Genomic DNA, 19,328 nt, shown 5'->3' on the forward strand with positions numbered 1-19,328 from the left:
CCGGCGCAGTATGAGGGCCGGCAGATGGTGTGAGTAGTTCCTTCGGGGCCCGGGTGCCGGTACGGCACCCGGGCCCCTCAGCGTGTGCGACTCCGGCGCGTTCAACCGACAGAGAGGTTCGATGACAGCAGACGACACGTTCGGCCGTCTCGATGACGACGACTACCCCGCCTACACCATGGGCCGGGCCGCCGACATGCTCGGCACCACCCAGGGCTTCCTCCGCGCCATCGGCGAACACCGTCTCATCACCCCCTTGCGCTCCCCGGGCGGCCACCGCCGCTACTCCCGCTACCAGCTCCGCATCGCCGCCCGAGCCCGCGAACTCGTAGACCAGGGCACCCCCATCGAGGCGGCCTGCCGCATCGTCATCCTCGAAGACCAGCTCGAAGAAGCCCAACGCATCAACGCCGAACATCGGCGCACCACCGGATCCCCGACCCCACCGGCCGCAGCCTGACGACATGGGCAGCAGCCGGTCCAGCCGACGATCAACCCAACACCGCTCCCCGACGCCATGCGCCCGGCCCGCGTCGGCTGGTCGTGGTCGCGCCAATACGTCTCGACCTTGGCCGCGGCCCACCGCCACGCGATCACCACCGATGACTTGGACGTGGCCCCGTGAGTCGGCTGTGTGGGTGGGAGGCCGGCGCGCTCGGGGGAGGGCGCACCGGCCTCCACGCGGGCTGCCGAAACGGGGGTGGATCGACAGCCCGGTACTTTGGCCCGGGCCGCGACCGGCAGTCGGGACCGGCCACCCGGGCGGGGCAACGGTTGAACTCTAAAGCATCTCGCGGGAGGTGCATACTCAGAGTGGCGGGCGCGCGGCGTTGACCACGCGGCTCTGTTGCGTGCCGGGGTGAGCGGCAAGACGGTCCGTCGGGTCGCCGTGCGAAGGGCGCTCGGGCAGACTCCGCTCCCCACGCTTCCCTGACACACCGGCCGAGACGATGTTGCACCCGGCCGACGTCTGCGCCGAACGGGCCTACTTGACCGGCCGTGAGGCGTCGGTCAGCGGCGGATATGAACGGGAAAGTACGGCCCGGTGCGCGCCTGGGTGATCCGCTCCCGGGGAACGACGGGAACCCCCGAGGCGAAGTACCCCACCGAGATCGAGCAGAACTACGCAGTCGGGAAGTGGATCGTCCAGAACGCCGAGGAACAGAACCTCGATGCCTCCCGGATCGCGGTCTGCGGAGATTCGGTGGGCGGCAACATGTCAGCCGTCTTCGTGCTGATGGCCAAGGCACGGGGCTGACATCCGCCTGGCGGCCCAGGCCCAGGACCGGACCGATTCGCTCGTGGTCAATACACCTAGGCCTTCGGATCGGTGCCCCGCAGGGGCTTCTACAAGGCGCTGATCGTCCGCAGCACGGGCGCCAGTTGGGAGCGGATGGTGCCCGCGTGGGGCTGGAGGGAGCCTACGAAGGCTGCGGAGCCGATCGTGAAGGCGTCGGCTCCGGCTGCCGCGATGGCCCGGATCTGGTCTTCGCCGGCGATGGAACCGGCGACGACCAGGCGGCCGGTGGTTGCGGCGCGGGCGGCGTGGACCAAGTCGAGGGGGTCGGCTTCGGTGGCGCGGTAGGCCAGCAGGTCGACTCCCGCGCAGCCTTCGGCTTCGGCCTGCCGGCAGTCCGCGGTGATGCGCCGCGGGTCGCCGGCCAGGCGGGTGGGGTGGCCGATCGGCCGGCCGGCGAAGGGCAGGTAGCCGATGTGGGTGCCGTTCAGGAGGCTGAGGGTCTCCTTCACCCAGGTGCCGCCCATGAGCCAGTCGACACCGAGGTCGACCGCGGTGCGCACTGATTCGAGGGCCTGCTCGCGGGCGGTGCTGACGACTTCGAGGTAGGTGGTGGCGCCCGAGTCCTTCAGTCGGGTGTGGAGCCGGCTGAGGGTTTCGCCGTCGACGCCGACGTCCTTGAAGCCGATGTGGGTGATGCCCAGGCCCTCGATGGTGTCGAGGACATCGAGGCAGTCGGTGACGGTGCGGTCGTCGCGGGTGAGCATGAAGATGAAGTCCACGGTCCTGCGGCTTCCTTCGGGTGTGGGCGAGTGGGGTGGGTCGGGTCAGAGGAGGCCGGGCGCCGACAGGTGGTCGGCCTGGCGCAGCGCGCTGAGCAGGCTGGAGTGGTCGGCCTTGCCGAGGCCGGCGAGGTCGAAGGCGGTGCCGTGGTCGACGCTGGTGCGGACGAACGGCAAGCCGATGGTGATGTTGACGCCGTGTTCGATGCCGAGGTACTTGACGGGGATCAAGCCCTGATCGTGGTACTGGGCGACGACGGCGTCGAAATGTCCGGCGCGCGCCTTCATGAAGACGGTGTCGGCGGGCCAGGGGCCGCTGGCCCGGATGCCCTCGCGCTGGGCCAGCTCGATGGCGGGAGCGATGACGTCGAGGTCCTCGCGGCCGAAGAGGCCGTTCTCGCCGGCGTGCGGGTTGAGGCCGGCGACCGCGATGCGCGGGGCGGCCAGTCCGCCGCGCCTGAGTGTGCGGTCGGTGAGGCGGATGACGGAGAGTTCGCGGTCGGTGGTGATCGCGTCGAGTGCGGTACGCAGGGACTGGTGGACGGTGACCAGCACGGTGCGCAGTTCGTCGTTGGCCATCATCATGGCGTACTCGGTGGTGCCGGACAGGTCGGCGAGGATCTCGGTGTGGCCGGGGTAGGGGACGCCGGCGAGGTGGAGGGCTTCCTTGTTGATGGGGGCGGTCACCACGGCCCGTACGTCGTTGTCGAGGGCGAGTTGGACGGCGCGGCGCACATATGCGTAGGAGGCGGCGCCGGCGCGGGCGTCCAGGGCGCCCAGGGGCAGGTCGTCGGGGAGATCGCTCTCGGCCAGGACGTCCACCGTGCCAGGGGTGTGGGTGGCCTGGTCGAGGGAGCTGACGGTACGGATCGTCAGCCGGGTGCCGGCGGCGCGGTCGGCGCGGGCGAGGACGCGGGGGTCGCCGATGACGACGACCGGCACTTCAAGGAGGGGGTCGGCGCAGGCCTTGAGGGTGATCTCCGGGCCGATGCCGCAGGGGTCGCCCATGGTGATTGCGATCGGGGTCATGTGCTCCGTCCTTCGTCGAGCGGGTGCGTGAGGGGGCCTGTGGCGAGCCGGCACAGACGCAGGAGTGTGGCGTCGTCGCCGAAGCCTCCGGCTTTGACCACTACGGGCAGCGGGTGGCGACCGAGTAGCGTGCCGCGCGCGCTACCGGGTTCGGGTTCGTCGATCAGGCTGATGCCGGCGCCGCCGAGGGCGTGGAGCACCGTCGCGGCGGTCTCACCACCGGCGATCACGAGGGCGTCGACGGCACTCTCGTCGGCCAGCTCGTGCACAGTGGCGGCCAGCGACGCGGCGAGAGCCCTTGCGGTGGCGGCGTCGTGGCGTTCGTCGGGGGTACGCAAGGTGAGCACCTCGCAGGTCAGGCGGCGCGCCGCAGTGAGGGCCTCTTCCGGATTCAGGGTGACGCAGGTCCCGTTGGCATCCGCGCGGGAGTGCAGCGCGGCCAGCTGCCGGCGGCTGGCAGGGTTGGCGCTGCCGACGACCACCAGAGGACGCCGGGCCGGTTCCAGGACCGGCGTGGGGTCGGCGACCTGGCGCGCGCCGCGTCGGGCGAGGGCCGCCGCGAGCCCTGGCGAGCCGACCCACAGCACCTGGTCGAGACGGGCCACGGCCCGCACGAGCCGGTCGAGGTCCCTGTCCTGCGAGGCCGAGCACACGATCAGGCCGCCGTCCGCGATCAGGCGGGGCAGCTCGCCGATCCGGTGTGGCTCGAGCAGTACCGCCTCCGGGAGCAGCGCCGTCAGGTCCGCGCAGGTGACCGGGTGTGCCGGGTCGCGCGCGAAGTCGCTCTCGTCCACCGGCACGCCGTGCACGTACTGGATGCCGCCGGCCGTCACCCGGCCCTGCGCCGGGAAGGCCGGCGCAATGACCGCCGCTCGGTCTCCGGATCCGGCCCGCGCCGCCCGGATCTCGGCCGCCACGTGGCCCCGAAGAGTGGAGTCCACCGTCTTCAGCAGCACGTCACAGTCCTTGAACACCGACGCCGCGTGCCGCATCCGGTCTACGGCTTCGGCTTCTTCCAGCAGCCGGGTCCCGAGGTCGACGGCGGTCACGCCCGGGGTCTGCCGGTCGGCGGTGGCCGATTCGCCGAACAGGATGCGGGCCGGGTGGCCGGTTCGGCGAAATGGTGCCGCACCGTCCCCGGCGCTGGTGAGATCGTCCGCCAGGACGGCGATGCTCGATATGGGGCTGCTGAACGGGGCCATGACGCCTCTCCGTTGGCTTCGGGTGATGGAAGAGATACTGGCCTCACCGAAACCGCTGGACAAACGATTCGTTCTCACGGCTGGTGTGAGTAGATTTCACACATGCGCTGGCCCGATCTGCCCCCGCCCAACACCCTGCTCCCCTTCGAAGCCACCGTCCGCCACGCGAGCATGACCGCCGCCGCTCACGAGCTCCACGTCACCCACGGCGCGGTCAGCCGTCAGATCCAGAACCTCGAACGAGCCCTCGGCCTACGTCTCTTCGAGCGTGGGGCCCGCGCCCTGCGCCCCACGGCCGAGGCGCGGCAGCTCGCGGCCGCGGTCCGGGAGGCCCTCGACCAGATCGACACCGCCGCCCGGTTGATCTCCCGGCGCCCGATCACCGGGCCGCTCACCCTTTCCTGCGAGCCGACCCTCCTGATGCGCTGGCTCATCCCGCGCCTGCCCGACCTCACCGAACACGCCCCGGACCTCGACCTCCACCTGTCCGCGGGCGGCGGCCCGCTCCACCTCGAACGCGACGACATCGACCTGGCCATCCGCCGTGACGACTTCCCGTTCCCACCGGAGCTCAGCCGTACCTTCCTGTTCCCGGAGCGGATCGGGCCGGTCTGCCGCCCCGACCTCGCGACCGGCGTCACGACGTCCGACGGCATCGCAGCGGACGTCCTCCTCCACACCGCCACCAGGCGCCGGGCATGGGACGACTGGCGACGTGTCACCGCGATGACGGCCCTGTCCGACTCGGAGCAGATCTTCGAACACTTCTACCTGACCCTGAAGGCCGCCGCAGCCGGCGTCGGCACCGCCATCGGCCCCTACGCCCTCGTCCACGATGATCTGGAACAAGGCCAACTCGCCGCACCCCACGGCTTCGTCGCCGACGGCACCGGGTACTACCTCCTTGGCCGCAGGCCGCCCGAGGACGACACACGGATTGCCCTGTTGCTCTCATGGCTGCGGACCCAGGCGGCACGACTCGATGACGGAATGGCGTGAGCTCGTCGGGAGCCCGGGCGACGCGGGACAAGACGGTCGCAAGGACCGTCAACAGCGGAACAGTGCAACGGGCTTGCCGAGGTGGCGTTCGACCTCCCCCACACGCTGATGGCCCCGGTCAATCAGGTGCTCCAGGCGCTCCCGGGTTTCGGGCAGGGGCATCAGGCCCTGAAGCGTGGCGGCATCGGAGCGGATGTGTGCGGGCTCCACCAGCGTGAGGTCGTTGATCGCGCGCTTGGCGGCCTGGACCCCTTTGGGCGGGAAGCCGGCCATGCGCTTGGCCAGGCGCTCGACGAAGCCGTCCAGCTCGGCGTCGGACAGGGCACGGTTGATCCAGCCGTAGCGTTCGGCGAGGTCGGCGGCGAAGGCACCGGGCCGACACCGGTCGCGGAATCCCTCATGTCCCTGGGCGCCGCCAAGGCCGTACTGGCCGCGGCCGGAAGCTCCGACGCAATCGCGGCAACGGTCGACGGCATAACGCACCGAGGCGAACTCGTCGTCATCGGAGTGAGCCCCGAACCGCTGGGTGTAAGGCCGCTCCAACTGATTCTCGGCGGCAAGACCGTACGTGGGCATCCGTCTGGCAGCGCGCAGGCGGTTTGGCCGATGAGTTCACCGCCGTCGAACGGTCTATCCAGCGACCCGACCGTTCTCGACAGGAGTGCCATGTCCACCATCCAGCCAGTGATCATCACTTCCGACCACGACGTTCTGCTGGGCTTCTATACGCAATTGTTCCGAGCTGAGGAGATCTTCCGGGTGCCGGCGGAAGGCCCGGCCTTCTACATCGGCTTGCGTATCGGCGACACCGACCTCGGGCTGGTGGCCAAGGCGGACCAAGGGAACGGGGCGGCGTCGCGGATCCTGCTCAGCATCGGTGTCGAGGACGTCGACGAGACGCTCGGCCGGGTGGAGGCGCTGGGCGGTTCGGTCGGCGGCGGCCCCAACGACATGCCGTGGGGACAGCGCGTCGCCCACATCCGGGACCCCGACGGCAACCCGGTGAACCTCACTCAGTCGATTCCGGTCCGGTGACGCTGTTCCGCAGTGCTCGCGCCGGTCGTGGGCGGCCTGTGGCAGGGACCCCTTCTCGACGGATGCGAGCCTGCGGGCGCGGGGGAGCGCCGGCTACGGGGGCCGAGAACGGCGCACATGACGGCGGGTGCGTGCCCTGCCCGCCGGGTCTATTCGGCCCAGGTGCGCTCCAGCAGGGTGCGGAAGGTGGCGGGCTCTCGACCGATCAATTCGGCCAGGGTCGGGTCGACGGCGCTGAACTCACCATTCCGCGCCGCCGCGAAGATGCTCAGCATCAGGTCGGCGATCGGGGCGGGAGCGCCGTGCGCCAGGGCCTGCTCGCGGAAGACGTCGCCGGGGACGACGGTGCGGGTGAAGGGCCGCCCCGTGGCCTGTGCCGCCATCTCGGCGACGGCCTCGAAGTCGAGCGCCGCCGGGCCGGTGAGCGGCGGGGTGGCCCCCTCGAAGCAGCCCGCGCCGGTGAGGATCGCCGCGGCGGCCTCGGCGAGATCGTCGTGACCGGTCCAGGCGACGGGGCCGTCGGCGGGAAGGGCGATGTCCCCGGTGTGGCGGGCGGACTCCAGGAACCGCAGGGCGCTGGCGGCATAGAAGCCGTTGCGAAGCGCGGTCCAGGGCAGGCCGGTGGCGCGCAGTAGGTCCTCGGTCCGGGCGTGGTCACGGCATGCCTGGAAGCGGGAGTCGTGGGCGGCACCCATCTGGCTGGTGTACAGGATGCGGCCGACTCCGGCCTCCACGGCGGCGTCGATCGCGGCGCCGTGGCCGGTGACGCACTCCTCGCCCGTGCGGTCGAGGGAGACGAGCAGCAGCTGCTCGGCGCCCTCGAAGGCGTGGACGAGTGACGCGGGGTCGTCGAAGCTGCCGTGCCGGACGCGGACGCCGCGGTCGGCGAGGTCCTGGGCCTTGCGAGGGTCGCGGACGCTGACGCCGACGCCGTCGGCCGGGAGGCGCTCCAAGAGGCGCTCGACGATGCCGCGGCCGAGGTTTCCCGTCGCTCCGGTAACGATGATCATGGGGCTCTCCTAGTGATGTTTCCAGTGGAATCATTTCAACGATAACACCGAAACTAACGATGGAAGCAAATTGTCGATATCATCGATAAATGCCGATCCGCGACACCACCGACAGCCCCCGCCGGCGCATCATCGAGGCGGCCATCGACCTCCTGGAGAGCGGTGGTCCCGACGCGGTGAGCACGCGCGCGGTCGCCGCCGCGGCCGGGATGCAACCGCCGGCCATCTACCGCCACTTCGGCGACAAGGACGGGCTGCTGGAGGCGGTCGCCGAGCACGGCTACGCGCAGTTCCTGGAGAGCAAGCGCGCGCAGCTCGACCCCGCCCCGGAGGACCCGGTGGAGGAGCTGCGCCGCGCCTGGGACATGGTGGTGGAGTTCGGGGTCTCGCGCCCCGAACTGTTCGCCGTGATGAACCGGGCCACCGGCTCGGGGTCGGACGCGGCGCACCGCGCGGGCCTGGAGATCCTCCGTGGCCGGGTGCGCCGGCTGGCGGCCGCGGGATGGCTACGGGTCGACGAGGAACTGGCCGCCCAGATCATCCAGGCCACCGGCCAAGGCGGGGTCGCCACCTGGCACTCCACCCCCGCGGAACGCCGCAATTCGGCGCTGCTGACCGTCCTTCGCGAGTCCATGATCGCCGCCGTCACCCGCGCCGAACCGACGGTCCCCGCCGCGGAGTCCGGCCCCGCCGCGGCGGCCCGCGCGCTGCGCGCCGCCCTCCCCGACGACGCCGACGTCCTGAGCGACGCCGAGCAACGCCTGTTGCGCGAGTGGCTCACCCGCCTTGCGGGGGACGGCGGCATGCCACAGGCCTGATCCTCCGTCCTCGCTGGGAGCGTGAGCTCGCGGGGCCCCCATGTGAACGTCACTTCGGGACGGACCTTCATCCCCCATGAGCAACACCTGGATCACACGCCCCGAGAGCCGTGTCGACATCCCCGCCATCCGTGAGATCAACTTGGGCGCCTTCGGCACTCAGTACGAGGCCGACCTCGTCGACGCGCTGCGCGCCGATGTGCAGGCGTGGATCGATGGCCTCTCCCTGGTCTCCGCCGATGAGGACGGCCGTCCCGTCGGTCACGCCCTGCTGACCCGCTGTCACATCGGCGATGTCCCGGCCCTGTGCCTGGGCCCGTGTGCCGTCCGACCCGAGCGACAAAACAGCGGCGCCGGCTCCGCGGTGATCCGTGCCGCCCTGGCGGTGGCCAAGGGCATGGGCGAGCGCTACGTCGTCGTCTTGGGGCATCCGACCTACTACCCTCGGTTCGGCTTCACCCGCGCCTCCACCCACGGCATCGGCCTCAGCATCGACGTCCCGGACGATGCCCTGATGGCCCTCACCCTTGACGCCGATCACCCGCTGCCCGGCGGAACCGTCCGCTACGCCGCACCGTTCGGCATCTGACCCACCACCCAGCGGTGTGGGGCGCCTCACGTGCCCCGCACCGCGGCGTTGGCCACCGCCCGGCCTACCCGGCCCGGCGGCGCGTCAAGCGATCAAGGAAGAGCGGCTACTGCGAGATGGGGGAGCTCGCCTCGTGGTGGGACGCCTTCCCGCGTGCCCCGCCGACGACGATGTCGCCGCACTCGCCGCCCGGATCCGCCACCGCCGCCCTGACCCCGAGGAACACGGCAACAACTCTCGACTCGGCCCCCTGCGACCGGCGGTCGGCTGGATCGAGACGACGAATGCTAGACAAACGTCACATATCGCGAAGGTGGGTGATACGGACATATCGCCATTCGTGGCGTGCTGCCCTCCGACGGCCCCTGTTATCGTCGCCGTGCTTCCCTGGGCCGGGAAGTTAATCAGGCTGTTGCAGGTGAACGCGTCCGATGCCCCTGCGCCGCCCGCTCAGCCGGGCCGGCCTTCGCCGGGCAGCGGGGCATCGGCCCCAGAAGTGCGCCGGCGGCCACAGTCGTCCACATCCACGGGGCGTCGGACTCATGGCCGATCGCGTCGGGCCCGGCCGTGGCGACAGGAAACAGGACAGGACGGAACCCTCATGCTCGGAACGCGCATACCGCGCTGCGCACCGCGTCGTCTGGCTGTGATCACGGCGGCCGCGGCGTCTCTCGCAGCACTCGCCGCGCCGTCCGCCGCCGCCGCCGACTCCGCCGGTGCCCCGGTCGGCGGCTCACAGGTCACGTGCACCTCGCGGCAGCCGAGACTGGCGGCCCGACTCTCGCAGGACATCGCCGACGCACTCCGCCGACGCCAGGGGTCCTCGGCTCTCGCGGTCTACGACCGCCCCACACAGACCTCGTGCACATTCCGCGGCGACGCGACCTTCGACTCGGCAAGCGTGGTGAAGGTCACGGTGCTCGGAGCTCTGCTGCGCAAGGCCACCGCTCAGCACCGGGTCCTCACCCCGACCGAGGTGGACCTGACCACGGCCATGATCACTAAGTCGGACAATGACGCGACGTCCGCTCTGTGGCGAGAGGTCGGACACAAGGACATCCAGCGCTTCCTTTCCTTGGTGGGAATGGGGCACACCGTTCCGGGGCCAGACGGAATGTGGGGACACACCCAGATCACCGCCGACGACCAACTGCAGTTGCTGCGGATGCTCACCTCGGACAACTCCGTCCTCGACCGGAACGCACGCTCCTACGTCCTCGGCCTGATGAGCCGGGTAATTCCCGATCAGCGGTGGGGGGTGCCGGCCGGGGCATCCGGCACGGCGACGGTCCATGTGAAGAACGGGTGGCTGCCGCGCGCGACCAACGGTTGGCGGGTCCACAGCATCGGCGCGTTCACGGGCGGCGGCCACGACTACGGAATCGTCGTGCTCTCCCACGACAACCGCTCGATGGAAGAAGGCATCGCCACCATTGAAGGCGCTGCCGGCGTCATCAACCGGGACCTGTCCTCACCGACCGCCTAGCGTTCCGCGCCGGCACTCCGCGCCGGAAATGTTCGTGGCCGTGGCCGTGGCCGTGGCCGTAGCCGGATCCCAGGCCGGCGCCTGAACCTGCCGGTGGGGCGCAGCACCTGGGAAGGCGGCCTCAGCCGCCGAAGCTTCCCGGTGGCGGAATCACGGTGCGGCGGCGGGGCCCGGGCCCGGATAGGGGGAAGCGAAGCAGGAGCGGACCTCCTGCTCGGTCGCCGGGCGGCCCGCGAAGTTGAATCGGGACTCCTCCTCCTTGGGAGCCGCCTTGGGGGTGGAGTCGAAATAGACCGACCACCAGTAGACGCCCACCATCTTCCGCTGCTGGACTACCTGGCAGACGGCCTTGTACCAGTTGGCCTGCACCCGGGGGTTGACCGGATGCCTGGCGTAGAAGTCGCCGGGGGCCAGGTAGGCGCCGTCCATGGCGCTGATGCCGGCCTCGGACAGCACGACGCGCGGCAGGGTGTCCTTGGTCTTCTTGTCGAGCCAGGTGTTCCAGCCGGCCACGAGCTGCTCGACTGACGCGTCGTCGGCGACCTTCACAGGGAAGTAGGCGTCGACGCCCAGCCGATTGACGGGAACATCGATGCGGCTGCCCACGTAGTTGTCCCAGTTGGCGTCGTAGGAGACCTCGCCCTTGAAGCGTTTCTCGGCGGCCGCGATCAGTTCCTTCCAAGCCAGCTGCCCTTCCATGGAGTTGAGCTCGGTGCCGATCACGAAGGTCGCCGCTTGCTGCCGCTGGGCCGATTCCAGGTACGGGGCGAGGAATGCCTCGTAAGACGCGAACCAGGCCTCCTTGTCGGCCGGTTTGATGTTTCCGCGCCACCCTTCGGGCGGTGTCAGCGCCGCCTCGTCGAGGATCGGGCGGACGGTGGTGCGCAGGCCGGCGTCGTGGAAGACACGCAGGACGGTGTCTAGGTGCTCGGGGGTCGGGGTGCTCCGGCCGGCCGCGAGCTTCGTCGAGGTGCGGCCCTCGGTGTAGAAGGGGAAGGAGACGGCGACCGCGTTGGCGTTCAGTCCGACCAGGTAGTCGGCTTGCTCGCGGGCCTTCTTCTCGATGTACTCCTCGCTGTGCTCCTTCTTGTCCTCCCAGAAGATCTGCACCCCCCACTCCGGCATTCCGGGCTTCCAGGGCTTGGCCACCCGCCGGGCGGGCGGGGAGACATCGCCGCCGTCGGACGCGCCCCCGCCTTCGGCGAGGGCGGTGCCGTGCGCCGAACCGTTCCGCGCCGGGGTCGAGCCGTCCGTGACGAGGACCGGCTTGATGGAGCCCGCCTTCCACCGCAGCGGATGGTCGCCGACCACGAACGGCAGGCCGAGGACGAGGGAGGTCACGGTCACCGGGAGGACCGCGAGCAGGGGGACCTTCGAACGCTTCTTCATGACGATGGGCTTCCGGTTCTTCACGCGGGCTTGGCGATGACGACGAACTTGTTCTCTTCGCGCTTGATGAACTTGATCAGACCGCGCAGGCCGCCGAGCCCTTCCAGCACGGAGAACAGCGGAATGAGGCCGAGGACGGCGAACATCTCCCACCAGCGGCGTTTGCCGTCGACGGAGACCAGGGAGTTCAACCGCAGCCCCTCCCAGTACGTCCAGATGACGTACGCGAAGCTCAGCGACCACAGAATCACGACGGACTGGGTCACGGGCGAGGTGTTGAAGTCTCCGATGAACCAGGCCACGAGGAGGACGGTCGCGACGTGCTGGAGCGGTCCGAGGACCCAGCTGATCATGCACAGCATGAGGAACCAGCGATACCTGAACGGGACGGTCCTGTTGAAGCAGAGGGCGACCAGGCCCCAGGCCCAGCGTTCGCGCTGCTTGATGAAGTCCCTGGTGGTGGCCGGTGAGGCGCCGTAGCAGCGGCCGTTGAACCAGTCGCTGCGGCCGGGGTACTTGCGGCAGAACGTGAGGGCGAGCTGGGCGTCCTCCACGATGGCCTTGGGGCCGAAGTCCCAGCCGATGGTCGCCTCGATGGAGGCGCGCAGGAGCAGCAGTTCGCCGTGCACGCCGGCGACCGGGGTCCCGAGACCGGTGAAGGCGCGGAACCGGGCGATGTCGTCGGCGGGGCGGACGGCGTCCGCCAGCCAGGTGAAGCGGTTCACCGCGTTCTCGCGCGGATAGGCGAGGATGCCCTGTGCCATGTGCTTGGCCTGGTCCCCGGCCCGGCGCTGCCGGTTGATGAACTGGGCCATGGCGGCGGCGGTGTCGGGACCGACACCCGTGTCGTCGTCCATGTGCAGCACCCACACGTCGTCGAGCGCCTCGCCCTCCTCGATCCGCAGCTCGTGGGCGTAGTGGTTGGCCCGGGCCTTGAAGCGCGTCCCGTTCGCCGTCTCGTACACCTTGGGTACGGCGACCACGCGGATCAGCGGGTGCGTAGCGGCCAAGTCGTCGATCCGCTCCGACGCCTCGCAGCCCTCCTCCGTGAGGACGTCGACCCTCATGCGGGGGAAGTACGGGGGCAGGTGCTCCACGTAGCTGAGGACCGAGCGTTCCAGCGCCGGATACGTGTCGTGCCGGCCGATGGTCGGGACCAGCACGACGAGCAGGTCCTCCTCGACCGGTGCCGCGGGGGTCATCTCGTGCGACTTGCGTATGCGTCGGCGGATCAGAAGGACGCCCTGGAAGCCGACCATGACGCCGATGGCGGGAAGCGACCAGATGACCGAGAGGACCCAGCCGAGCGGAGTCGGGTTCGGCTCGAAGACCCAGAGGCCGAAGCCGACGAGTAAGAGGAAGGGCAACAGGAAGGCGAGCACGCTCGGCTTCCAGTCGGCGTGCCGCTGGACGATCTTCGCGTCGCGGCGGGAGGTGGTGGTGAGCTCTCGTACGAGGACGGGGGGCATGGGAGTGGTCCTTCTGGGATCGCCGGATCAGCTCGCGCTGCGGCGGGGTCTGCCCGGTGCTGTGGCTGGGAAGGTTTGCCGGGTCACGTCTCTTCCGGCTACGGCTGGGAGGCACTGCCGGGTGCGGTGCATCGCAAGGCGGAGGGCTCCGGCTCGTGGCGGACGTACGCGCGGGGCCCGATCACTGGGGGCACTCGGGCACCTTCCGGCGTTAGCTGGGGGAGAGGTGCCGGGCCGCGCGACCCGGTGGATCTTCCCGGTCACAGCACTAGGGCTGGGGAGGCTGGGGAGGCTGCGGGGGCAGGGGCTGCGCTGGTTGCTGTTGCCACGTGGGCGCGCCCCCGTAGGGGCCGGGGCCGTATCCGGGCTGCGGCCCGCCGTAGCCGGTCTGGGGCTGCTGGGCCTGCTGGGGCTGCCCGTAGCCCGTCTGCGGCTGGTAGGTCGACGGCGGCCCGTACGGCTGCGGGGCTTGTTGCGCGGCCGCGCGCTGGGCCTGCTCATGGGCCTGGCGGGCCTCGTGCGCCTGCTGGCTCCACGGGTTCAGCGGCGGCTGCCAGGGCTCGTAGGACGCGAAGTCCCGCAGTAGCAGAACGATGAGAGCCGTCGTCACGACGAAGCCGACGCCGAACGTCGCCAGCTTGAGCCCGCCCTGGAGGGTGGAGGTGAAGTAGTCGGTCTGCTTCGCGTCGAACATCGCGCCGGTCAGGCTGCGCAGCCGGTTGTACCCCTCGATGGCCGCGCCGCCGATGACGATGCCCCGGCCGAGGGTATTGCCGCGCAGGACCAAGAGCCCGCCCGTCACATAGACGAGGCCCCAGTTGAGGTTGAACGTCTCGGCGGCGCCGGAGCCGTCGGTCGTGCCGTAGTAGACGATGCCGCGCATGAAATCAACGAAGCCCACCTGCCAGAAGCAGTTGTACACGGCCCAGATGAGCAGGACGCCTGCCCAGCCCATCGCCACGAAGGCGGCTACGCGGTGGGCGCGCGGCGTTGAGGCGGTCAACTTCACTCCTAGAAGGTAAGGACTGCGATATCGGGAGCCGTATCGGGAGCCGGAGGGCGTTCATGGCTTTCACCGCGGCGCTCCCCGGTGTAGTGAGGACCACGAGACACCGGCCGGGCCGGTGTCTCGGCCACCGGTGATCACCTTGGGGTCGGCGTACGTCCGCTGCACGTCCGACGCGGAGTTCTTCGCGGTCAGGCCGTCACCCCAGACGGACCACAACACCCACGGGGCCTGGTCGAGCGTCGCGCGCTGCGCCGCGTTCACCGGGACGTGGAAGGACTCCGCGAGGATGCGCGGCTTGCCGTAGTCCGCGAGCTCCCGGTGCCACTTCGCCGTCCAGGCGTCCTCGCCGAACGGCTGCTGCGGTGAACCGCTGTAGTCGTCGACCCCGACCACGTCGACGTAGTCGGCGCCCGGGTAGAAGTCCCAGGGCTCGCTGCCGTGGACACCGTCCCAAGCCGAAGGGGCCCAGACGAAGATGAGGTTGTGCAGACCGCGCGAGCCCACCAGATAGTGGTACATCAACCCCCAGAGAGCGACGTACTGTTCGGGCTTCAATCCGGACCACCAGAAGCCGTGCTCGTCCCCCAGCGAGTTCATCTCGTGATAGGGACGCAACAGCACCGGCACGTCGTACTCGGCCAGATAGCCGAGGTGGTCGGCGAGAAACGACAGGTCGAGCAGCAGTAATGCGTGCTCCGCGGAGCCCGGTGTGAGCAGCCGGCCGATCCAACCCGGGTCTTTCGCCGCGGGCGAGTTGCGGCGCATGGTCTGTTCGTAGCTCTTGACCGGGCTGCCCGGCCACGGCTGGTGGAAGGACATCCCGACCAGGCCGGCCGGCGCGCCGCCGTTGGTGGGCAGTGCGGTCTTCGTGCCGTTCCAGAGCTGTTCGCCGCCGGTCGGGTTGTAGGAGCCGTCCGCCGCGCGCGGGAGTCCTCGCCAGACCCCCATGGCGAGGTCGACGACGTCGTTCGTGTAGGTCCATAAGTCTCGGTGGGCGGGCCAGGTGGCGCGCGAGTAGCTCCGCGCCTCGCCCACGCCCCAGCGGTCCTGCTGGTAGCCCGGGCCCAGGTCCAGTTCCAGGAAGGCGGGCAGCTTGCCCGTGATGTCCTGGGGCTTGCGGTAGTAATAGCCCGGCGGTTTCGGGCCGTTGTGGTCCCCGTACTCCGGGTTGTACCGCTCGTTGTGCACTTCGGCGTGCTGACCGATGACGGTGCCCCGGGGGCGGCCGGCTCTCGCGTCGCCCTCCAGCCCGGCCAGCAGGCGGTACACCGCCCGGGCCGCTTCGGACGCCTTGGGGTCCCGCGACCCCAGGTCCTTCTGGAGTCCTGGGGCCGGCGCGCGCGAGGTGCCCGCCATCACTCCGGCGAGGGTGCCTCCCATGGCCGCGGTCGCCGCCGCGCCAAACAGGACGTCGCGCCGCTTCACGTAAGGACCTACCACTCCTGGACCCACCCCCCGTCTCCCCATGACGCCGGGGGCCGCCCCGGCTCCCGTACCTCCCAGCCTCGCATTCAGACTGACCCGGCGGGCAAATGGTTGCGTGGAATCTTTGCGGTCTACGTCACCATGCCGCTGGGCGCGCCTAGTTGGCGGGCCTGACGACGCTGCGACCGCTCAGGATGCCGGCGGCCTCGCCCAGGGATATGCCGGAGTGTATCCGTGAGTCCCGTAGCTCCCGCAGCTCGGTGGCAAGCCGGTTTGCCTCACGCCCCGGTGCGCGGGGGTGGAGCGCATCGAGGTGGAAGTGGAGCCGTTCCCGAATGAACGAGAGGCGGGACTCGGCTTCGAGGTCGTCTCCGGCATGAGCGAGAGCGGCGTGTAGCCGATCGATCTGATGGCGGAGCAGCCCGTCGCCGAAGATCGGAGCGTCCACCGCACGGCCGGCCAAACGCTGCGGGAGTACGGTCTCGTCGAGGTAGATGTTGCGCTTGCGAAAGCCTGACGCCGTGACGGTCCGACCGTCATGGGGGGCGCCGGGAGGCAACAGGAGGACGCTGGCGGTACCGGTCGCTCCGTGGCGGCGCCGGTCGAGTGCGAAGTCGACAGCGCCGTCGTCGAGGATCATCAGATCCCAGGTGTCGTGGGTGTGGGCCGGGTACGCGTGGTCGGTGAAGTGCGCGTGGAAGACCTCGGCGATCCCCGGTACCGACGGTCTCCAGGCGCTGATGGACGTGCGGGGTCGGCCTTCGGTCATGTCAGGAACGTACAAGACCGGCGGAGTCCGGGCGCGGCAGGCTCGTGACGCCGGCCGGAGGGACTGAGGGGTTCCTCCCGATTGTCCGGCCTTGAGGAAGGGTGTCGTATGTCCGAGTCTGTTGTTCCTGTCAACCTCGCCGACAGGCTGTCGCAGTTCAGCGAACTGTGGGCGCAGAAGAAAGTGGCTGTGCTCAACGACTACGAGGTCAAGCTGGCCAAACTGAAGGGGGAATTCGTCTGGCACACCCACGAGGACACCGATGAACTGTTCCTGGTCATCAGCGGGCGGCTCACCATCCAGCTCAGGAATGCCGATGTGGTGCTGGAACCCGGGGAGTTGTTCGTGGTTCCCCGCGGGGTCGAGCACTGCACCGTGGCCGACGAGGAGACCGCGATCCTGTTGCTCGAACCGGCGGGAACGATCAACACCGGTGACACAGTAGGGCCGATGACCAAGGCGGCCGAGAGCCTCGGCTGACACGCAGGGCGGGCGTCAGGCTGCGGCCTTGGGGGGCGTCCGCCCCATCGTCGGATGCCCTTCTCACTGCGGACCCTGGCCCGTTCCCGGCGTCCGGTGGCCGGGACGTCTCGCTGGCGGCCGTTGGCGTTGCGCCGGCGCAGTAGGCGGGGAGGACCCGGGTCTGCACGGTGTGGTTGGGGCGGTGCTCCAGGACCCCGCGATCCGGTCCGGCTTCGCCTCGCACCCAGTGGCCGGGGACTCCTTCCAGTCTCGGTGCGCCGGCCGATCCCGTTGAACCGGTGGATCACATCGCGCACCGTGTCCTCGTCGGCCTGCACCAACTGGGCGATCACGGCGATCACCGGAACGCGGTTCCCGACCGCCGAGGCCGGCAGCGTCATCACCCGGCGTTATCGCACGGAATTTGTGCTGCACCGGCGCACCAGGGGCGCCCCGGGCAGGGCGGGAAGGCCCACGGAACTCGGCCCGTTTACGGGTGTCGAGAATGCGCCAACGGCTCCGTCCTGGGTATACCGGTGGCCTCGAAGGGCCGCGCAACGCAGAGGGAGAACACCGTCATGACGCTTCAGCGGATGGACAACGTCGGCATCGTTGTCGAAGACCTGGACGCCGCCGTCGCCTTCTTCACCGAACTGGGCATGGAGGTGGAAGGCACAGCTCAGATCGAGGGCCTCTTCGCGGATCAGGCCGTCGGACTCGACGGCGTCCGCAGCGACATCGCGATGATGCGTACCCCGGACGGCCACGGCAAGCTGGAGCTCGCGCGGTACCACGCCCCTGCGGCGATCGGCGCCGGATCGCACAACCCGCCGCCCAACACACTGGGCCTGCACCGGGTCATGTTCGCCGTCGACGACATCGACGACACCATCGCCCGCCTGCGCCTCCACGGCGCCGAACTGATCGGCGAGGTGGCGCAGTACAAGGACGTCTACCGCCTCTGCTACCTCCGCGGCCCCTCGGACATCGTCCTCGCCCTGGCCGAACAGATCAGCTAGCGGCCCCTTGCAGGCCCGACCTGCGACCCTTCGGAAGAATTCTTCAAAGCGAGCCGGCGACCCGTACCGCCGTCTCTCACGAGACACGGCGAAGTCTGGAGAACGACTGGTACAGAGGGCTGCCGTCCACCCACGGCCGGGCCGGCGGGGGAGTGCCGGCGCAGGGCCGCCGTGGGTCGCTGGTCCAGGACCGGTTCCTCGACCCGGTGGCGGCCGCGGAGCGGCAGTTGCCGCACCGCCGAATCCTCGATGGGGGACTGGTTGTGCGGGACGCGGAGGCGGGTCGGCTCTCGTTCGAGGTGTCGCAGCAGAGCCCCGACACGACAGCGGGGCCCGGACCGCGCGTCGCGGTCCGGGCCCCGCTGTCGTGTCGCACTTCGGCGGCGGTGCGTCAGCTCTGTGCGGTGTCGTCGCCCGTCTGCCCGGCGCCCTCGGCTGCGGCCGCCTTCTCGCGGATCTTGCGCACCAGCTCCGCCTTCTGGTCGGCGGCGCCCTGGCGGTCGAGGTTGCGGTGCGGACCGTTGTTCTGCCGTTCGGTACGGGACAGCTTCTTGCGCTGGCCGCCGCCCATGCCCACGGGGTTGTTGATGTTCTTGCTCACGGTCACGGGTTCTCCCGGTAATGATGTGAAGTGATCTGCGGATTCATCGGTGGGGGACGGGCGCGGCGACGTCGAAGGATGTCAGCGGGGGGCCCGTCACACTCTCACTCGTGAATCGGCGTCTGGAAGAACATGACAAAGACGTTACCTTGTTCCGTCGGCCCCGCACACCAAGATCTTCGCCGACCCGGGCGTCGGCCGACAGCTCAAAGGTGAAGACTGCCGGTGCCCTCGGGTCAGCTCGCCAGCGGAGCGCCACGACCCCGCCGGGGCGTTGCCGCACCCGACCACCGCGAGAAGTACGAGATCCCGCGCCACGATCGAGGACTGCCCGCACCGTGATCACCGCGCGCCGCGTCCGGCCGTGTTGGCCTGCCACGTGCGTCCGATGGTGCGCATCAGCGCGGGATACACCCCGATGTAGCGGAAGGGTTTGATGGCGAGCATGTAGAGGTTGCCGAGCGGGCCGTTCGGCTTGACCAGGACGGCCATCTGCCCGCGGTATCCCCCCGAGCCGTCGGCGACCCAGCCGAGGTGCAGCACCGCGTGCACGGTCTTGTTGGCCATCTCGGCGGCCCACTCGTCGCCCGTCTCGTAGAGCGAGGTGAACGTGGACGGGCCCAGGTCGGGGCCTCGTGGTCCTTCGCGCAGGTCAGCGGGCAACCGCTCGCGCAGGGAAGCCGTACGGGTGCCGATGCCGGTCGTGGGGTCGTCCCAGCCGAGCAGCGCTCCGAGCTTCCAACGGGCGGTGAAGAGCAGGCGGGTGAGTGGCGTATCTCCGTTCACGCCACCCCGGATCCCCTCGGCGACCTGCCGCACCAGCTCGGGCAGATCATCGGGGCCACCGGGCGTGGGCAGCGCCCACACGTCCTCGACCGTGAAGTCGCCGACCATTTCGTGGATCCGCCAGGGGCGGCGGGCGTGGGCGGTTCGTGGAAGTCGCATGGGCTGGACCCCTGTCTATACGATGCCGTATAGATCGAGCGTAGACCTATCTA

At 69.9% G+C, this 19,328-nt stretch carries 20 protein-coding genes and 2 pseudogenes; 9 read left to right on the forward strand and 13 right to left on the reverse strand.

The window, feature by feature from the left end:
• The first annotated feature begins 121 nt into the window (after positions 1–121).
• Both ACV7NM_RS30990 and ACV7NM_RS30995 read left to right on the forward strand, forming a co-directional pair.
• Positions 122–460, forward strand: a complete 339-nt coding sequence (locus ACV7NM_RS30990) for a helix-turn-helix domain-containing protein (protein ID WP_463408339.1) — start codon at positions 122–124, stop codon at positions 458–460.
• 627 nt (positions 461–1,087) lie between these two features.
• Positions 1,088–1,255, forward strand: a pseudogene (locus ACV7NM_RS30995) (alpha/beta hydrolase fold domain-containing protein); the annotation flags it as partial.
• Positions 1,256–1,347: 92 nt separating this feature from the next.
• Here the strand turns inward: ACV7NM_RS30995 and ACV7NM_RS31000 are convergent.
• The 3 genes from ACV7NM_RS31000 to ACV7NM_RS31010 are packed head-to-tail and all read right to left on the reverse strand — an operon-like array spanning position 1,348 to position 4,250.
• Positions 1,348–2,019 (reverse strand): HisA/HisF-related TIM barrel protein, encoded by a 672-nt coding sequence (locus ACV7NM_RS31000; RefSeq protein ID WP_463413422.1) that lies wholly within the window; start codon positions 2,017–2,019, stop codon positions 1,348–1,350.
• A gap of 45 nt (positions 2,020–2,064) precedes the next feature.
• A complete protein-coding gene (gene pdxA / locus ACV7NM_RS31005; protein ID WP_463413423.1) occupies positions 2,065–3,048 on the reverse strand; it encodes a 4-hydroxythreonine-4-phosphate dehydrogenase PdxA in 984 nt (327 codons plus the stop codon).
• Entirely contained in the window at positions 3,045–4,250 is a 1,206-nt protein-coding gene (locus ACV7NM_RS31010) for a four-carbon acid sugar kinase family protein (RefSeq protein WP_463413424.1), read from the reverse strand. Before ACV7NM_RS31010 ends, pdxA begins: the two co-directional genes overlap by 4 nt.
• Positions 4,251–4,352: 102 nt before the next feature.
• On the opposite strand from ACV7NM_RS31010, the gene ACV7NM_RS31015 reads away from it, so the two are divergent.
• The gene (locus ACV7NM_RS31015; protein WP_463413425.1) at positions 4,353–5,249 is read left to right on the forward strand and encodes a LysR substrate-binding domain-containing protein; all 897 of its coding nucleotides are present in this window, start codon (positions 4,353–4,355) and stop codon (positions 5,247–5,249) included.
• A gap of 48 nt (positions 5,250–5,297) precedes the next feature.
• On the opposite strand, the gene ACV7NM_RS31020 is transcribed toward ACV7NM_RS31015, so the two are convergent.
• Positions 5,298–5,825 (reverse strand): enoyl-CoA hydratase/isomerase family protein, encoded by a 528-nt coding sequence (locus ACV7NM_RS31020; RefSeq protein ID WP_463413426.1) that lies wholly within the window; start codon positions 5,823–5,825, stop codon positions 5,298–5,300.
• Between the two features lie 90 nt (positions 5,826–5,915).
• On the opposite strand from ACV7NM_RS31020, the gene ACV7NM_RS31025 reads away from it, so the two are divergent.
• The gene (locus ACV7NM_RS31025) at positions 5,916–6,284 is read left to right on the forward strand and encodes a VOC family protein (protein ID WP_463413427.1); all 369 of its coding nucleotides are present in this window, start codon (positions 5,916–5,918) and stop codon (positions 6,282–6,284) included.
• Between the two features lie 149 nt (positions 6,285–6,433).
• On the opposite strand, the gene ACV7NM_RS31030 is transcribed toward ACV7NM_RS31025, so the two are convergent.
• Positions 6,434–7,294 carry an SDR family oxidoreductase gene (locus ACV7NM_RS31030; RefSeq protein ID WP_463413428.1) on the reverse strand — a complete coding sequence of 287 codons (861 nt, stop codon included), beginning with the start codon at positions 7,292–7,294 and terminating at the stop codon, positions 6,434–6,436.
• An 89-nt stretch (positions 7,295–7,383) separates the two neighbouring features.
• Here ACV7NM_RS31030 and ACV7NM_RS31035 point away from each other — a divergent pair, with 89 nt between their 5' ends.
• From ACV7NM_RS31035 to ACV7NM_RS31045, 3 genes are all read left to right on the forward strand, one after another.
• Positions 7,384–8,112 carry a TetR/AcrR family transcriptional regulator gene (locus ACV7NM_RS31035; RefSeq protein ID WP_463413429.1) on the forward strand — a complete coding sequence of 243 codons (729 nt, stop codon included), beginning with the start codon at positions 7,384–7,386 and terminating at the stop codon, positions 8,110–8,112.
• 76 nt (positions 8,113–8,188) lie between these two features.
• Positions 8,189–8,701: a GNAT family N-acetyltransferase gene (locus ACV7NM_RS31040; protein WP_463413430.1), complete on the forward strand. Its 513-nt coding sequence runs from the start codon at positions 8,189–8,191 to the stop codon at positions 8,699–8,701.
• A 601-nt stretch (positions 8,702–9,302) separates the two neighbouring features.
• Positions 9,303–10,187 (forward strand): serine hydrolase, encoded by an 885-nt coding sequence (locus ACV7NM_RS31045; protein WP_463413431.1) that lies wholly within the window; start codon positions 9,303–9,305, stop codon positions 10,185–10,187.
• Positions 10,188–10,337: 150 nt separating this feature from the next.
• On the opposite strand, the gene ACV7NM_RS31050 is transcribed toward ACV7NM_RS31045, so the two are convergent.
• From ACV7NM_RS31050 to ACV7NM_RS31070, 5 genes are all read right to left on the reverse strand, one after another.
• Positions 10,338–11,576: a glycoside hydrolase family 113 gene (locus ACV7NM_RS31050; RefSeq protein WP_463413432.1), complete on the reverse strand. Its 1,239-nt coding sequence runs from the start codon at positions 11,574–11,576 to the stop codon at positions 10,338–10,340.
• Between the two features lie 20 nt (positions 11,577–11,596).
• A complete protein-coding gene (locus ACV7NM_RS31055; protein WP_463413433.1) occupies positions 11,597–13,045 on the reverse strand; it encodes a glycosyltransferase family 2 protein in 1,449 nt (482 codons plus the stop codon).
• A gap of 268 nt (positions 13,046–13,313) precedes the next feature.
• Positions 13,314–14,048, reverse strand: a complete 735-nt coding sequence (locus ACV7NM_RS31060) for a hypothetical protein (protein ID WP_463413434.1) — start codon at positions 14,046–14,048, stop codon at positions 13,314–13,316.
• A 69-nt stretch (positions 14,049–14,117) separates the two neighbouring features.
• On the reverse strand, positions 14,118–15,479 hold the full coding sequence (locus ACV7NM_RS31065; protein WP_463413435.1) for a glycosyl hydrolase: 1,362 nt from the start codon (positions 15,477–15,479) through the stop codon (positions 14,118–14,120).
• 157 nt (positions 15,480–15,636) lie between these two features.
• Complete coding sequence (locus ACV7NM_RS31070; RefSeq protein WP_463413436.1) at positions 15,637–16,248, reverse strand: AraC family ligand binding domain-containing protein; 612 nt, start codon at positions 16,246–16,248, stop codon at positions 15,637–15,639.
• Between the two features lie 108 nt (positions 16,249–16,356).
• Here ACV7NM_RS31070 and ACV7NM_RS31075 point away from each other — a divergent pair, with 108 nt between their 5' ends.
• On the forward strand, positions 16,357–16,728 hold the full coding sequence (locus ACV7NM_RS31075) for a cupin domain-containing protein (RefSeq protein WP_463413437.1): 372 nt from the start codon (positions 16,357–16,359) through the stop codon (positions 16,726–16,728).
• A 32-nt stretch (positions 16,729–16,760) separates the two neighbouring features.
• Here the strand turns inward: ACV7NM_RS31075 and ACV7NM_RS31080 are convergent.
• Positions 16,761–16,909: pseudogene (locus ACV7NM_RS31080) on the reverse strand (IS630 family transposase); the annotation flags it as partial.
• Positions 16,910–17,288: 379 nt separating this feature from the next.
• Here ACV7NM_RS31080 and ACV7NM_RS31085 point away from each other — a divergent pair.
• A complete protein-coding gene (locus ACV7NM_RS31085) occupies positions 17,289–17,729 on the forward strand; it encodes a VOC family protein (RefSeq protein WP_463413438.1) in 441 nt (146 codons plus the stop codon).
• 391 nt (positions 17,730–18,120) lie between these two features.
• On the opposite strand, the gene ACV7NM_RS31090 is transcribed toward ACV7NM_RS31085, so the two are convergent.
• Positions 18,121–18,336 (reverse strand): DUF6243 family protein, encoded by a 216-nt coding sequence (locus ACV7NM_RS31090; protein ID WP_463413439.1) that lies wholly within the window; start codon positions 18,334–18,336, stop codon positions 18,121–18,123.
• 336 nt (positions 18,337–18,672) lie between these two features.
• Positions 18,673–19,275 carry a DUF2867 domain-containing protein gene (locus ACV7NM_RS31095; RefSeq protein WP_463413440.1) on the reverse strand — a complete coding sequence of 201 codons (603 nt, stop codon included), beginning with the start codon at positions 19,273–19,275 and terminating at the stop codon, positions 18,673–18,675.
• Positions 19,276–19,328: the final 53 nt, after the last annotated feature.

This window comes from Streptomyces sp. Tek67B01 (genome assembly GCF_055231995.1).

Coding starts and splice junctions, on each gene's coding strand:
- ACV7NM_RS30990 (WP_463408339.1), top strand. CDS start 122: ATGACAGCAGACGACACGTTCGGCCGTCTCGATGACGACGACTACCCC.
- pdxA (WP_463413423.1), bottom strand. CDS start 3,048: ATGACCCCGATCGCAATCACCATGGGCGACCCCTGCGGCATCGGCCCG.
- ACV7NM_RS31010 (WP_463413424.1), bottom strand. CDS start 4,250: ATGGCCCCGTTCAGCAGCCCCATATCGAGCATCGCCGTCCTGGCGGAC.
- ACV7NM_RS31015 (WP_463413425.1), top strand. CDS start 4,353: ATGCGCTGGCCCGATCTGCCCCCGCCCAACACCCTGCTCCCCTTCGAA.
- ACV7NM_RS31020 (WP_463413426.1), bottom strand. CDS start 5,825: ATGCCCACGTACGGTCTTGCCGCCGAGAATCAGTTGGAGCGGCCTTAC.
- ACV7NM_RS31025 (WP_463413427.1), top strand. CDS start 5,916: ATGTCCACCATCCAGCCAGTGATCATCACTTCCGACCACGACGTTCTG.
- ACV7NM_RS31030 (WP_463413428.1), bottom strand. CDS start 7,294: ATGATCATCGTTACCGGAGCGACGGGAAACCTCGGCCGCGGCATCGTC.
- ACV7NM_RS31035 (WP_463413429.1), top strand. CDS start 7,384: ATGCCGATCCGCGACACCACCGACAGCCCCCGCCGGCGCATCATCGAG.
- ACV7NM_RS31040 (WP_463413430.1), top strand. CDS start 8,189: ATGAGCAACACCTGGATCACACGCCCCGAGAGCCGTGTCGACATCCCC.
- ACV7NM_RS31045 (WP_463413431.1), top strand. CDS start 9,303: ATGCTCGGAACGCGCATACCGCGCTGCGCACCGCGTCGTCTGGCTGTG.
- ACV7NM_RS31050 (WP_463413432.1), bottom strand. CDS start 11,576: ATGAAGAAGCGTTCGAAGGTCCCCCTGCTCGCGGTCCTCCCGGTGACC.
- ACV7NM_RS31055 (WP_463413433.1), bottom strand. CDS start 13,045: ATGCCCCCCGTCCTCGTACGAGAGCTCACCACCACCTCCCGCCGCGAC.
- ACV7NM_RS31070 (WP_463413436.1), bottom strand. CDS start 16,248: ATGACCGAAGGCCGACCCCGCACGTCCATCAGCGCCTGGAGACCGTCG.
- ACV7NM_RS31075 (WP_463413437.1), top strand. CDS start 16,357: ATGTCCGAGTCTGTTGTTCCTGTCAACCTCGCCGACAGGCTGTCGCAG.
- ACV7NM_RS31085 (WP_463413438.1), top strand. CDS start 17,289: ATGACGCTTCAGCGGATGGACAACGTCGGCATCGTTGTCGAAGACCTG.
- ACV7NM_RS31095 (WP_463413440.1), bottom strand. CDS start 19,275: ATGCGACTTCCACGAACCGCCCACGCCCGCCGCCCCTGGCGGATCCAC.